Here is a 12711-nt window from a genome sequence, read left to right as displayed (position 1 = left end):
CAGAAAAGTGGCCTGCATGACAACGCCGCAAAGTGGCTATAGTGAGAAAAAATGGCCGCGTTACACTGTGCGCCTGAGCATTTATGTCGCCATTTTTCCGAGGATCTCATGTCATTACCGTCAGGCGTTTCCGCCCGGCCGGCGCTGCCCGGCGCGCGTCTTTTTCAGGGCAGCAGCCAGGGTTACGCCATCGCCATTATCAGCGCGATGCTGCTGGCCTTTACCGCCATCATCATCCGCGCGCTGACCGAGTACTATCACCTGCCGACCTTCGTGCTGGCGTTCTGGCGCGCGGCGCTGGTGGCGCTGGTGCTGTTGCCGCTGCTGTTGCTGGTGAAACCGCAGTGGGCGCGCCTACGCCGTAAACAGGTGGCTTTCTACGCGCTTTACGGGCTGTTGCTGGCGCTGTTCAACAGCCTGTGGACGCTGTCGGTGGCGCTGAACGGCGCATCGGTGGCGACCATTCTGACCTACTGTTCGGTGGGTTTTACCGTGTTCCTCGGCTGGGTGATGTACAGCGAACGCCTGACGCTGCGCCAATTGCTGGTGATCGCCATCAGCCTGGGCGGCTGCTTCCTGGTCAGCAACGGCGACAGTATGGGGGACAGCCACTTCGATCTGCTGGGGCTGCTGGTGGGGATGTTGTCGGGCATCGGCTATACCCTGTATACCCTCGGCGGGCGGGTGGCCAGCGAACGCGGCTATCCGGTGTGGAACACCATCCTGTACGTGTTCGGTTTTTCGGCGCTGTACCAGCTGGTGTTCAACGCGGCGCTGACGGCGTTCCCGCTGGCGGCGTTCCACGGCATGGCCGGCTCTCTGTGGTTCCTGTCGCACGGTGCGCAGGGCATTCAATGGAGCGGCTGGCTGTTGCTGCTGGCGTTGGCCGCCGGGCCGACGCTGCTAGGCTTCGGGCTGTACAATATCAGCCTGAAAACGCTGCCGCTGGCGGTGGCCAACCTGATCCTGTCGCTGGAGCTGGTGTTCACCGCGGTGATCGCCTATTTCCTGCTGGGGGAGAGCATGAATCAGCTGCAGCTGCTGGGCAGCGCGCTGGTGATGGGCGGGGTGCTGCTGTTGAAAAGCAAGACCGCCGAGGCGTGATCGGCTACCATTACGCCTCGCAAGAGAGGCCGTAATGATGAATAACCCGAGATTGAAACGAGCGCTTATCGCTTGAATGGCCGTGTTGAGTGAACGACAACACGGCCACAGACATTCCGTTCCGTGGCTTTTATTCCCGTAACCAGAGAATACGCCATGTCCGAAAAACACTGGTCCAACACCGAGCTGCTGCATCAGACGGTGACCAACCCGAACATTATCGTCAAAGGCACCCACAGCTACTACAGCGACTGTTGGGATAACGGCTTCGAACGCTCGGTAGTGCGCTATCTGCACGGCGACGCGGTCAGCCGGCAATGGCAGCCGCTGGGCGACATAGACCGCCTGCTGATCGGCGATTACGTGTGCATCGCGGCCGAAGCGGTGATCCTGATGGGCGGCAACCATACCCATCGCATCGACTGGCTGAGCCTGTATCCGTTTATGGCAACCATCAAGCAGGCGTACCGCCCCAAAGGCGATACCCGGCTGGGCGACGGTTGCTGGATCGGCATGCGGGCGATGCTGATGCCGGGAATCTCGATAGGTGAGGGGGCGATCGTCGCCGCAGGCAGCGTGGTGGCCGGCGATGTTGAGCCTTATGCCATCGTCGGCGGTAATCCGGCGAGGTTTATCCGTTGGCGGTTCGCGCCGGAAGTCATCGCGCGGTTGCTTGCCTTGCGCCTCTATGATTTGTCCGAGGCGGACTTTACGGTGATTCAGCCCCTGCTCGCCGATGGCGATATCGATGCGTTGGAAAGGGGAATTGCGGCCTTGCGCCGTTAAACGCAACGGGCGGGGATTCCCCGCCCGTTTCGCGTTACTCGGCCTTGGCCTCGATCGCCGATTGGCGGCGTTTGCGCATCAGGCGCAGCAGCGGCGGCAGCGCCAGTACCGCGACCGCCAGCACCAGCAGCGTTTGCGCGATGCTGCTGCTCCACAGGATGCCGAACTCGCCGTTGCTGATCGACAGCGCGCGACGCAGATTCTGCTCCAGCATCTCACCCAGCACGAAGCCCAGAATCAGCGGCGACATCGGGAAGTGCATTTTCCGCAGGATGTAGCCGAACACGCCCAACCCGACCATCAGCAGCAGGTCGAAGGTGGTGCTGTGCACCGCATAAACCCCCACCGCCGAAACCGCGGCGATCGCCGGCACCAGGAACCACAGCGGGATGGTCAGCATGCGGGTGAACAGGCCGACCAGCGGCAGGTTCATGATCAGCAGGATGACGTTGGCGATCAGCAGCGCCGCGATCAGCCCCCAGACGATATCCGGCTGTTCGGTGAACATCGCCGGGCCGGGGGTGATGTTGTACAGCGTCAGCGCGCCCATCATCACCGCCGTGGTGCCGGAACCCGGCACCCCCAGCGTCAGCATCGGAATGAACGAACCGCAGGCAGAGGCGTTGTTGGCCGCTTCCGGCGCCGCTACGCCGCGGATGTCGCCCTTGCCGAAGGTGTCGCTGTTGCCGCTGATTTTCTTCTCGGTCATGTAGGTCAGCGCGCTGGCGATAGTGGCGCCGGCGCCCGGCAGAATGCCGACGAAGAAGCCGATCACCGACGAGCGCAGGGTAGGGCCTGCGCACTGCGCCGCCTCTTTGCGGTTGAACAGCAACCGGCCGGTTTTACGCACCAGCTTTTGTCCGGCGCTGGTGCTTTCCAGCATCAGCAGGATTTCGCTGACCGAGAACAGGCCGATCACCACCACGATAAACTGCACGCCGTCGGAGAGGTGCACGCTGTCGAAGGTAAAGCGGTAAACGCCGGTATTGGCGTCGACGCCCACCGTCGCCAGCCCCAGGCCGATCAGCGCCGCCAGCAGCGATTTCAGCGGGTTCTGGCTCATCATGCTGCCGAGGCAGGCGATGGCGAACACCATCAGGGCGAAATACTCCGCCGGGCCGAAGGCCAGCGACCAGCGGGCCAGCAGCGGCGCGAACAGGATGATGCCGCCGATGGCGATCATCGAGCCAACGAACGAGCTGACCGCCGAGATGGACAGCGCCACGCCGGCGCGCCCCTGCTGCGCCATCGGGTAGCCGTCCAGCGCGGTCATGATCGCCGCCGCGTCGCCCGGCACGTTGAGCAGAATCGACGAGATGCGCCCGCCGTATTCGCAGCCGATATACACCGTCGCCAGCAGGATCAGCGCCGATTCGGCCGGCAGCTTGAGGGCAAACGCCAGCGGCAGCAGGATCGCCACGCCGTTGATCGGCCCGAGGCCCGGCAGCAGGCCGACGATGGTGCCGACGAAGCAGCCGATCAGGGCGATAATCAGGTTCTGCGGCACCAGCGCCACTTCGAACCCTTGGGTCAAATACATCCAGGTATCCATCATCGCTCCCGTTAGCTCAGCCAGGCGCCGAGCGGCAGTGTGACATCAAGAAGGCGGTCAAAGGCGTAATACAGCACTGCGCCCATGACGACGCCGGAGATCGCCGCCGCCGGCAGGCTGGCCTGAAACAGCAGGCCGATGCTGAACGTCAGCAGCGCGGTCGCCAGCGGGAAGCCCAGCCATTCAAAGCCCCAGGCATACAGCACCAGGGTGATCACCAGCACCAGCAGCCGCTGCAGCACCTTGTTGTGCGGCCACTCCACCGCCTGCGGGCGGCGCAGCAACAGCAGGGCCGCGCACAGCGCCATCAGGCTGAGGATCGCCAGCGGGAACGGACGCGGCCCCAGCGGTTCATAGCTGTATTCGCTTTGGATGCCCCAGCCGATGAACAGCCCGCCGATACACAGCAGCAGCCAAAAGCCGGCAAAAATACGATCGCTCATGGTTTTCCCCTGCGGTTATTTGGCCAGGCCGAACACTTTTGCCTGCTCACGGTATTGGGCAACCTGATTCTTCACGTAGGCGTCCAGCTCTTTGCCGGTCATGTTGAATTCGAACAGGCCGCGCAGATCGCGCTGCTGCTTGAATTCGTCGGTCGCCATCATTTTCTGGAAGGTGTCGATCCACCACTGATACTCTTCATCGCTGACTTTCGGCCCGACGTAGAAGCCGCGAATAATCGGCCACACCAGGCTGTATCCCTGTTCTTTGGCGGTCGGAATGTCGGCCAGCTGGCCCGGCAAACGTTGCTCGGCATACACCGCCAGGACGCGGATCTTGTCGCCCTGCAGGTAAGGCACCATCTCGCTCAGATCACCGGAGACCGCCTGGATATGGTTGCCGAGCAGCGCGGTGACCGGCTCGCCGCCGCCTTCGAACGCCACGTAGCGCATTTTGCGCGGATCCACGCCGACTTCGCGCGCCAGCAGCGCGGTTTTCATCCAGTCCTGGCTGCCGATGGAGGCGCCGGCGCCGAATACCACGCTGTTGGGATCTTTTTGGAAGGCGTCCATCAGGTCTTTCAGGGTTTTGTAAGGCGAGTCGGCGCGCACCGCGATCATGCCGTAGTCGGTACCGACCGCCGCCAGCCATTTCACGTCGTCCACGTTGTAGCGGCCGAACTTGCCCTGGGCCAGATTGAGCAGCGAACCGCCGGAGAAGGCCACCACGGTGCCGAACTCCGCCGGGCGCTGCGCGACGATGGCGTTGTAGGCCACCGCGCCGACGCCGCCGGGCATATAGGTGACGCGCATCGGTTTATCGATGGCCTTGGTGTCCTGCAGCGACACCTGAATCAGCTTGCAGGTCAGATCGAAGCCGCCGCCGGGCTTGGCCGGCGCGATGCATTCGGTGCGTTTGGGCGCTTCCACGGCAAAGGCCTGATTGGCTGCCAGCAGCAGGGCGGCGGCGGTAAAGGTACGGGTCATTATTTTTTTCATTGTGACTTGCCCTCGGTATTGTTCTGATTGTGAAATCCCGCCGGGTGCGGTTGCAGGATTGTTAAAACAACAACCTTTCATTTACCTTTCAGTGGCCGGAAAAGTTTCCAGTCTGTGATTAGGGTCTCTTGTCGCCGGCGAATAACGGATGCGCTACCATAGAAAAGCAGGCAAGAACAGGACGCAAAACCGGGCAAAATCCTGCGTAATATCAGGTTTGCCGTTCTGCTTTCGCGATAAAATCACGATCGGTGAAATGAATAGAGACGCAGTGATATGTTTTCGTTAGGGAAATTGTTTGGTGGCAGGGACAGCGCCAAAGTAGGTGCGATTAAACGGTTGCCTGAGGTTTACGCTGAAATGACGGGAAAAGCCGGGCAGTGCCGTTTAAAGCGACTGCGTGCCGACATTGGCGTTTTTGAGCTGCATTTCGTCAACGACGACGGTGAAAAATATGCTTGCCAGATGACCGCCTGCGTGACCGGCATCGATCTGGTGTTTGCCGTCAACAACCGCTCCGTGCTGGTTTCTTCACCGTTTACCGCCGACAAACTGCGCCCGGTGCTGGACATTGCCGTTGCCGATAGCCCCATTCCGCTGATCTGACACCGCCTTGCGATCGCGCCCCATACGCATAATTGTGTGCCAGCTCCCAAAACTGGCGGCGCGGCGCTCTTTTATCCCCTTATTTTCCATGCCATTCTCTGTTATCGGCCTGTTAACAGGTGCCGTGTCGGCGCCAGGTTGTTCAGGTAAATCAATGGAATGGGAACATGCGACTGTTATTGGTTGAAGATCACCCCGAGCTGTCTCACTGGTTGCAAAAGGCGCTGACCGGCGCCGGCTTTGCCGTTGACGTCGCCCCGGACGGCGTGGCGGCGGATCACCTGCTGCTCAACGAACGCTATGCGCTCGCGGTGCTGGATGTGGCGCTGCCGCGTATGAACGGCCTGGATTTGTTGGCGCGCCTGCGCAAGCGCGGGCAGGATCTGCCGGTGCTGCTGCTGACGGCACGCACCGACGTGGCCGACCGGGTGAAAGGCCTGAATCTGGGGGCGGACGATTACCTCACCAAGCCGTTCGAACTGGACGAGCTGGAAGCGCGCATCCGGGCGCTGCTGCGCCGCAGCGTCGGCGCCCCGCAGCCGGCGTTGCAGTACGGCGCGTTGACCTATCACGACGAAGGCTATTTTCTGCTGGAGGGCAAGCCGCTGGCGCTGACGCCGCGCGAACTGGCGGTGCTGACCGCGCTGATGCACCGGCGCGGCCGTCCGGTGGCCAAGCAACAGCTGTTCGAACAGGTGTTCACGCTGTCCGACGAAGCCAACCCGGAGAGCATCGAGCTTTACGTACATCGCCTGCGGAAAAAGCTGCAGGGCAGCGACGTGGCGATCGTCACGCTGCGCGGCCTGGGCTACAGCCTGGAGCTGTGCAATGCGGTGGTTTAACGCGCCGCGTTCGCTGTTCTATCAACTGCTGCTGTTTTTTGGCCTGCCGTTGCTGGCGTTGGGCGGCATCTCTATCTACACCCACTATTTCAGCGCCATGAGCGCCGCCACCCTGGCTTACGATCGCACGCTGCTGGCGTCGGCGCGCACCGTGGCGGAGCGACTGGTGGTGCGCGAAGGCAAGCTGGCGGTCGATGTGCCCTATGTGGTGCTCGACAGCTTCGAGCGCAACATGAACGATCAGCTGTATTACGAGGTGATTTCGCCGCAGGGGAAAAGCATTTCGGGCTATGACGATTTGCCGTCGCTGCCGCCCCATATCCCGCGCTCCACGCTCTACCCGGCGCTGGTGCATTTTTACGATGCGGAATACCTCGGCCGGCCGATCCGCGTGGCGGCGCTGTTTCAACCGGTCAACGAGTCGGGGGTGAGCGGCATGGCGACCATTTTGGTGGCGGAAACCCTGGAGTCGCGCCGTTACCTGGCGCGGCAGATGATGATCGCGGCGCTGTTGAGCCAGGGCACGGTGGTGGTGTTGACCCTGATCCTGGCGTTCGCGCTGCTCAAGCGGGTGTTGAAACCGATGCGTAAACTCTCCGGCATCATGCTGCGGCGCGATCCGGGCGAGCTGACGCCCTTGCCGCGGGTGTTGCCGTGGTCGGAGATGCAGCCGCTGCTGGTGGCGTTCAATCGTTACATCGAACGGCTGCGGCTGATGGTGGCGCGTCAGGAACGTTTCAGCGCCGACGCCTCCCACCAGCTGCGCACGCCGCTGGCGGTGTTGAAGACTCAGGTCGGGGTGGCGCTGGCCAGCGATCGGCCGCAGCAGTGGCGTGAAAGCCTGCAGGCGATGAGCGCGACGCTGGATAATACCGTGGCGCTGACCGATCGCCTGCTGCACCTCTCACGCCTGAAGGCCAGCGAGCACCAGGCCGAGCGCCAGCTGCAGCCGGTCAATCTGGCGCAGGTGCTGCGCGACGCCTGCTTTTCCCGCTTGCCGCAGGCGCGCAGCAAACAGATCGATCTGGGTTTCGAAGGCGAGGCGGCGTGTCAGGTGGCGGGGGAGCCGCTGCTGTTGGCCGAACTGTGCGCCAATCTGCTGGACAATGCGCTGAAATACACGCCGCGTCAGGGGATAGTGACCGCCCGCCTCACTCAGGATAAGGCGGCGGGGGAAGGCGTGCTGGAGATTGAAGACAGCGGCCCCGGCATCGCCTTGCAGGATAAGGCGCTGGCGCTGCAGCCGTTTCACCGGCTGGACAACGTGGGCGATCAGCCGGGCGCCGGCCTGGGATTGGCGCTGGTGAAGGACATCACCGCCTATCACGGCACCCGCCCGGAGCTGCTGAGCTCCGCCGCGCTGGGCGGCCTGTTGGTGCGGGTGCGCTTCAGGCTGCTGCCTTAAGCCTGTTCTTTGCAGGACTCGACGTTGGCCGCCGGGGCTTTGGCTTTACGCGTCAGCGGCGTGCGCAGCCGCTGCGACAGGATAACGCCCAGCAGGGTGATGCCGCCGCCGATCAGGTGGTAACCGTGCAACTGCTCATGCAGGAACAGCACGGCGATAGCGGCGGTAAACACCGGCGCCAGGTTCATGAAGATCGAGGCGGTGTTGGCGCCCAGGCGCATCACGCCCTGGATCCACAGGAACGGGGCGATGATCGAAGCCGGAATGCCGGCGAACAGCACCAGCGGCAGGTTATGGCCGTTCAAGCCGACATCCTGCGCCATCAGGAAATTAGGCAGCAGCAGCAGCACGCCGAACAGGATCTGCACGTACAGCGATTGCCAGTTCGGCAGCGCGATGGCCCAGCGTTTGGTCAACACGCCATACAGCGCGTAAGAGGCGGTGGCGAGCAGCATCATCAATTCCCCCTTGCCGATACCGTGCTGCAGCAGCACGCCGGGCTGGCCGCCGCTGACCAGCCAGATCAAACCACCGAAGGAGAGTATGCTGCCGAGCAGTACGCCGACGGTCGGCGCAATGCGCAGCAGCACGATGCTGATCAGGATGGTCAGCAGCGGGATCAGCGACACGATGATGCCCATAAACAGCGCGCTGACGCTGTGCGCCGCGTAATAGGCCAGGCTTTGATACAGCACCATGCCCAGCAGGCCGAGGATCATCAGCTTCCACCAGTTGGCGCGCACCTGCGCCCAGTTGCGCAGCACGCCCGGCAGCACGAACGGCGTCAGGGCAATCAGCGCCAGCAGCCAACGGTAGAGCGAAATGGCCGCCGGATCGATGGCGGTGGCGGAGAGTTTGCTGACGACGGCGTTAATCGACCAAATCAGCACGGCCAACAGCGGGAAGAGCATATTCATGATAATTATTCTCAATAACGTCCAACATGCTGGCTAGTCTACGCGTGTCCGGTTTATCATATATAGCGATATCCAGACAAAAATTGGCGTAAACAAGACAAATCACGGGACGAAACCATGCCAGAAATCCGCCATTTCCCCGAGTCGCTGATCCCGGCACCCAACCCGGTGCAGTTCCGCTGCGAGGAGTTCAATGCGCGCACCGAATTCCAGCCGCACAGCCACACCTGGGGCCAGTTGATGTGGGTTAAAGCCGGGGTGATGGTGCTGCGCATCGGCGGGCAGCGCTTTCTGGCGCCGCCGGAGTTCGTGCTGTGGGCGCCGGCGGGCATCGAACACTCCTGTTACAACCAACGGCTGGCGCAGTGCCGCATGGTGGACATCACGCCGGCACTGTGCGCCGGCATGCCCGCCGATCCCTGCCTGGTGAGCGTGACGCCAATCTTCCGTGCCATCGCCGAGGATTTCTATGCGCGCAAACAGTACATTCCGCAGGCGGAGGAGGATTTGCGCCTGTGTCAGGTGCTGATCGACCAGCTGCGTCTGTCGCCGCGCCAGCAAACCTATCTGCCGTCGTCGGACGACAAGTTTTTGGCGCCGGTGCTGGAAGCGTTGGAACATTGCCCGGCGGACAACACCTCGCTGGCGGCGTGGGCGGCTCGGGTCTACACCACCGAGCGTACGCTGTCGCGCCGCTGCCAGCAGGATCTGGGCATGTCGTTCAGCGAATGGCGCCAGCGTCTGCGTTTCCTGCACGCCGTGTCGCTGCTCGAGCAGGGCAAGACGGTGCAGGACGTGGCGCTGGACGTCGGCTACAGCTCCGCGTCGGCCTTTATCGTCATGTTCCAGCAGATCGCCGGCACCACCCCTGAGCGCTTTCGCCGTGCATGATTCAGTGGCACACTATTTCGCAGACAAATAGCCGTAAACCGTCGGAGAACGCAGTGAAAATTCTGGTTGATGAAAATATGCCGTACGCGGCCGAGCTGTTCAGCCGCCTGGGCGACGTGCAGGCGGTGCCGGGCCGCCCGATCCCGCGCGAGGCGCTGGCGGATGCCGATGCGCTGATGGTGCGTTCGGTCACCAAGGTCAATGAAGCCTTGCTGGCCGGCAGCCGCATTGGCTTTGTCGGCACCGCCACCGCCGGCACCGATCACGTCGATGACGCCTGGCTGCAACGGCAGGGCATCGGCTTTTCCGCCGCGCCGGGCTGCAACGCCATCGCGGTGGTCGAGTATGTGTTCTCAGCCTTGATGCTGCTGGCCGAGCGCGACGGCTTCCAGCTGCGGGATAAAACCGTCGGCATCGTCGGCGTGGGCAACGTCGGTTCGCGCCTGGACGCGCGCCTAAAGGCGCTGGGCGTGCGCACGCTGCTGTGCGATCCGCCGCGTGCCGATCGCGGCGATGCCGGGGAATTCTGGCCGTTGGAGAAGCTGGTGGCCGAGGCCGACGTGCTGACCTTCCATACGCCGCTGAATAAATCCGGCCCATACCATTCGCTGCATCTGGCGGACGCCGAGCTGTTGGCGGCGCTGCCTGACAACCGCATTCTGATCAACGCCTGCCGCGGGCCGGTGGTGGACAACGCCGCGCTGCTGCAGGCGCTGGAAAAAGGCAAAAAGCTGAGCACGGTGCTGGACGTGTGGGAACCGGAGCCGGATCTCTCCTTGCCGCTGCTGGCGCGGGTGGATATCGGCACCGCGCACATCGCCGGGTATACGCTGGAAGGCAAGGCGCGCGGCACCACCCAGGTGTTCGAGGCGTTCAGCCGCCATTTGGGGCAGCCGCAGCAGGTGGCGCTGGCCTCGCTGCTGCCGGTGCCGGAGTTCAGCCAGATCCGCCTCAACGGGCCGCTGGATGAAGCGCGGTTAAAACGATTGATGCACTTGGTGTATGATGTGCGCCGCGATGATGCGCCGCTGCGCAAAGTCGCCGGGCAACCGGGCGAATTCGATCGCCTGCGCAAGCACTACCAGGAGCGCCGCGAGTGGTCTTCGCTGGCCGTGCAATGCGATGACAGCGCCAGCGCCGAGCTGCTCGGCAAGCTGGGCTTCAGCGTGGCATAGCACGTAAGGTTGTCTTAAGCCAACGCCGCTACAGTGAGCGGCAAAGATTATCGGGCGGTGGCTGCACTGCCCGTCTGCTTTTATGAATGAAATACTCTGGAGAAAACCCGATGTCTGACGGCTGGAATATCGCGCTGCTCGGCGCCACTGGCGCGGTAGGTGAAGCGTTGCTGGAATTGTTGCAGGATCGCCAGTTCCCGGTGGGTGAGCTCTATCCTCTGGCAAGCGAACGCAGCGCGGGCGCCAATGTGCGCTTCAACGGCAAGTCTCTTTTGGTGCAAAACGCCGAAGAGTTCGACTGGTCGCAGGCGCAGCTGGCCTTCTTCGTCGCCGGCAGCGAAGCTTCCGCGCGCTATGCCGAAGAAGCCGGCAACATGGGCTGCCTGGTGATCGACACCAGCGGCCTGTTCGCCATGGAGCCGGATGTGCCGCTGGTGGTGCCGGGCGTTAACCCGCAGGTGCTGGCGGATTACCGCAACCGCAATATCGTAGCGGTGGCCGATAGCATGGTCAGCCAGCTGCTGACGGCGATCAAGCCGCTGACCGAACAGGCGGGGCTGTCGCGTCTGCACGTCACCACGCTGATGTCGGTATCGTCGCGCGGCAAGGCGGCGGTGGACGACTTGGCCGGCCAGAGCGCACGCCTGCTGAACGGCATCCCGGCGGAGGAAGGCGTTTTCGGCAAGCAGCTGGCGTTCAACCTGTTGCCGCTGATTGCCGACGAGCAGGGCAGCGTGCGCGAAGAACGCCTGATCGTCGATCAGGTGCGCAAGGTGCTGCAGGATGAAGGGCTGCCGATTTCGGTGAGCTGCGTTCAGTCGCCGGTGTTTTACGGCCACGCGCAGGTGGTGCACCTGGAAGCGCTGCGCCCGCTGTCCGCCGAAGAGGCGCGCAGCGAGCTGGAAGAGGTCGAGGACATTCAGCTGAGCGAAGAGGACGATTACCCGACTCAGGTCACCGACGCCTCCGGCAGCGATGCGCTCAGCATCGGTTGTCTGCGTAACGATTACGGCATCCCCGAGCTGCTGCAGTTCTGGACGGTGGCGGACAACGTGCGCTTCGGCGGCGCGTTGATGGCTGTCGAAACCGCCGAGCGTCTGGTGCAGGAGCAGATGTACTGATGTCTGAGGTGGTCTCGCCCGCTCAGCCGACGCTGAAAATTGCGCTGGGCATCGAATATGACGGCAGCCGGTACTACGGCTGGCAGCGGCAGCAAGAAGTGGCCAGCGTGCAGCAACGCCTGGAGCAGGCGTTGAGCAAGGTGGCGGATGCGCCGATTAGCGTGCTGTGCGCCGGGCGCACCGACGCCGGAGTGCACGCCACCGGGCAGGTGGTGCATTTCGAAACCACCGCGCGCCGCAAGGACGCCGCCTGGACGATGGGGGTGAACACCCATCTGCCGCCGGACATCGCGGTGCGCTGGGTGAGCCCCGTCGCCGACGATTTTCACGCGCGCTTCAGCGCCACCGCGCGCCGCTACCGCTATATTATTTTCAACCATCGCTACCGGCCGGCGGTGCTGCAACAGGGGGTGACGCATTTTTATCACCCGCTGGACGCCGATCGCATGCATCGGGCGGCGCAGGCGCTGCTGGGCGAAAACGACTTCACTTCGTTTCGCGCGGTGCAGTGCCAGTCACGCACCCCGTGGCGCTGCGTAAAACACGTTAAGGTTACGCGCTACGGCGAATATATTGTGGTAGATATCAAGGCGAATGCCTTTGTGCATCACATGGTTCGCAACATCGTCGGCAGCCTGATGGAGATCGGCTGCGGCAATCAGGATGAGAACTGGATGGCCGAGCTGCTGGCGCTGAAGGATCGCAATCTGGCGGCGGCGACGGCGCGAGCCGAGGGGCTGTATCTGGTTGCCGTGGATTATCCCGACCACTTTGGTCTACCGCGGACGCCGATGGGGCCGCTGTTTTTGCCCGACGATTAAACGCCGGCACGCCTGAACGCGTCGCTCCCTTGTGCTTCTGCCGGGTGATTGA

Annotated in this window: 13 protein-coding genes; 9 read left to right on the top strand and 4 right to left on the bottom strand. The window is 62.9% G+C overall.

The genetic code is table 11. From position 1 onward, the window contains the following. The first annotated feature begins 108 nt into the window (after nt 1-108). Nucleotides 109-1104, top strand: a complete 996-nt coding sequence (locus tag SSARUM_RS16640; RefSeq protein ID WP_060419172.1) for a DMT family transporter — start codon at nt 109-111, stop codon at nt 1102-1104. Nucleotides 1105-1260: 156 nt separating this feature from the next. Then, nucleotides 1261-1890, top strand: a complete 630-nt coding sequence (locus tag SSARUM_RS16635; protein WP_033653746.1) for a CatB-related O-acetyltransferase — start codon at nt 1261-1263, stop codon at nt 1888-1890. Between the two features lie 34 nt (nt 1891-1924). On the opposite strand, the gene SSARUM_RS16630 is transcribed toward SSARUM_RS16635, so the two are convergent. Genes SSARUM_RS16630 through SSARUM_RS16620 form a run of 3 tightly spaced genes read right to left on the bottom strand, consistent with a single transcriptional unit; the run spans nt 1925 to nt 4881 of the window. After that, nucleotides 1925-3442 carry a tripartite tricarboxylate transporter permease gene (locus SSARUM_RS16630; protein WP_033648067.1) on the bottom strand — a complete coding sequence of 506 codons (1518 nt, stop codon included), beginning with the start codon at nt 3440-3442 and terminating at the stop codon, nt 1925-1927. An 11-nt stretch (nt 3443-3453) separates the two neighbouring features. After that, complete coding sequence (locus SSARUM_RS16625; RefSeq protein WP_060388072.1) at nt 3454-3885, bottom strand: tripartite tricarboxylate transporter TctB family protein; 432 nt, start codon at nt 3883-3885, stop codon at nt 3454-3456. Between the two features lie 15 nt (nt 3886-3900). Next, on the bottom strand, nt 3901-4881 hold the full coding sequence (locus SSARUM_RS16620) for a Bug family tripartite tricarboxylate transporter substrate binding protein (RefSeq protein ID WP_033635359.1): 981 nt from the start codon (nt 4879-4881) through the stop codon (nt 3901-3903). Between the two features lie 276 nt (nt 4882-5157). Here SSARUM_RS16620 and SSARUM_RS16615 point away from each other — a divergent pair, with 276 nt between their 5' ends. The 3 genes from SSARUM_RS16615 to SSARUM_RS16605 all read left to right on the top strand — a co-directional run bounded on the left by SSARUM_RS16615 (nt 5158) and on the right by SSARUM_RS16605 (nt 7734). Further along, nucleotides 5158-5487 carry a hypothetical protein gene (locus SSARUM_RS16615; RefSeq protein ID WP_043147767.1) on the top strand — a complete coding sequence of 110 codons (330 nt, stop codon included), beginning with the start codon at nt 5158-5160 and terminating at the stop codon, nt 5485-5487. 167 nt (nt 5488-5654) lie between these two features. Next, nucleotides 5655-6329: a transcriptional regulator TctD gene (gene tctD / locus SSARUM_RS16610; protein ID WP_033648064.1), complete on the top strand. Its 675-nt coding sequence runs from the start codon at nt 5655-5657 to the stop codon at nt 6327-6329. Beyond that, the gene (locus SSARUM_RS16605) at nt 6316-7734 is read left to right on the top strand and encodes a sensor histidine kinase (protein ID WP_033648063.1); all 1419 of its coding nucleotides are present in this window, start codon (nt 6316-6318) and stop codon (nt 7732-7734) included. Before tctD ends, SSARUM_RS16605 begins: the two co-directional genes overlap by 14 nt. On the opposite strand, the gene SSARUM_RS16600 is transcribed toward SSARUM_RS16605, so the two are convergent. Continuing rightward, nucleotides 7731-8651, bottom strand: a complete 921-nt coding sequence (locus SSARUM_RS16600) for a DMT family transporter (RefSeq protein WP_033648062.1) — start codon at nt 8649-8651, stop codon at nt 7731-7733. The genes SSARUM_RS16605 and SSARUM_RS16600 overlap by 4 nt on opposite strands. Nucleotides 8652-8768: 117 nt before the next feature. Here SSARUM_RS16600 and SSARUM_RS16595 point away from each other — a divergent pair, with 117 nt between their 5' ends. The 4 genes from SSARUM_RS16595 to truA all read left to right on the top strand — a co-directional run bounded on the left by SSARUM_RS16595 (nt 8769) and on the right by truA (nt 12659). Further along, the gene (locus tag SSARUM_RS16595; RefSeq protein WP_033635354.1) at nt 8769-9542 is read left to right on the top strand and encodes an AraC family transcriptional regulator; all 774 of its coding nucleotides are present in this window, start codon (nt 8769-8771) and stop codon (nt 9540-9542) included. A gap of 53 nt (nt 9543-9595) precedes the next feature. After that, nucleotides 9596-10717, top strand: a complete 1122-nt coding sequence (pdxB, locus tag SSARUM_RS16590; RefSeq protein ID WP_033648061.1) for a 4-phosphoerythronate dehydrogenase PdxB — start codon at nt 9596-9598, stop codon at nt 10715-10717. Between the two features lie 110 nt (nt 10718-10827). Beyond that, nucleotides 10828-11838, top strand: coding sequence for an aspartate-semialdehyde dehydrogenase (locus SSARUM_RS16585; RefSeq protein WP_033648060.1), 1011 nt, complete (start codon nt 10828-10830; stop codon nt 11836-11838). Continuing rightward, the gene (gene truA, locus SSARUM_RS16580) at nt 11838-12659 is read left to right on the top strand and encodes a tRNA pseudouridine(38-40) synthase TruA (RefSeq protein ID WP_039564972.1); all 822 of its coding nucleotides are present in this window, start codon (nt 11838-11840) and stop codon (nt 12657-12659) included. The genes SSARUM_RS16585 and truA overlap by 1 nt, the downstream gene beginning before the upstream one ends. The last annotated feature ends 52 nt before the right edge of the window (nt 12660-12711 follow it).

The organism is Serratia sarumanii, from assembly GCF_029962605.1.
Taxonomy (GTDB): Bacteria; Pseudomonadota; Gammaproteobacteria; order Enterobacterales; family Enterobacteriaceae; genus Serratia; species Serratia sarumanii.
This window is presented reverse-complemented; position numbering and strand designations above follow the sequence as displayed.

Excerpts from the sequence above, each read along its gene's own strand:
- SSARUM_RS16640 (WP_060419172.1), top strand. The coding sequence starts at position 109 with ATGTCATTACCGTCAGGCGTTTCCGCCCGGCCGGCGCTGCCCGGCGCG.
- SSARUM_RS16635 (WP_033653746.1), top strand. The coding sequence starts at position 1,261 with ATGTCCGAAAAACACTGGTCCAACACCGAGCTGCTGCATCAGACGGTG.
- SSARUM_RS16630 (WP_033648067.1), bottom strand. The coding sequence starts at position 3,442 with ATGGATACCTGGATGTATTTGACCCAAGGGTTCGAAGTGGCGCTGGTG.
- SSARUM_RS16625 (WP_060388072.1), bottom strand. The coding sequence starts at position 3,885 with ATGAGCGATCGTATTTTTGCCGGCTTTTGGCTGCTGCTGTGTATCGGC.
- SSARUM_RS16620 (WP_033635359.1), bottom strand. The coding sequence starts at position 4,881 with ATGAAAAAAATAATGACCCGTACCTTTACCGCCGCCGCCCTGCTGCTG.
- SSARUM_RS16615 (WP_043147767.1), top strand. The coding sequence starts at position 5,158 with ATGTTTTCGTTAGGGAAATTGTTTGGTGGCAGGGACAGCGCCAAAGTA.
- tctD (WP_033648064.1), top strand. The coding sequence starts at position 5,655 with ATGCGACTGTTATTGGTTGAAGATCACCCCGAGCTGTCTCACTGGTTG.
- SSARUM_RS16605 (WP_033648063.1), top strand. The coding sequence starts at position 6,316 with ATGCGGTGGTTTAACGCGCCGCGTTCGCTGTTCTATCAACTGCTGCTG.
- SSARUM_RS16600 (WP_033648062.1), bottom strand. The coding sequence starts at position 8,651 with ATGAATATGCTCTTCCCGCTGTTGGCCGTGCTGATTTGGTCGATTAAC.
- SSARUM_RS16595 (WP_033635354.1), top strand. The coding sequence starts at position 8,769 with ATGCCAGAAATCCGCCATTTCCCCGAGTCGCTGATCCCGGCACCCAAC.
- SSARUM_RS16585 (WP_033648060.1), top strand. The coding sequence starts at position 10,828 with ATGTCTGACGGCTGGAATATCGCGCTGCTCGGCGCCACTGGCGCGGTA.
- truA (WP_039564972.1), top strand. The coding sequence starts at position 11,838 with ATGTCTGAGGTGGTCTCGCCCGCTCAGCCGACGCTGAAAATTGCGCTG.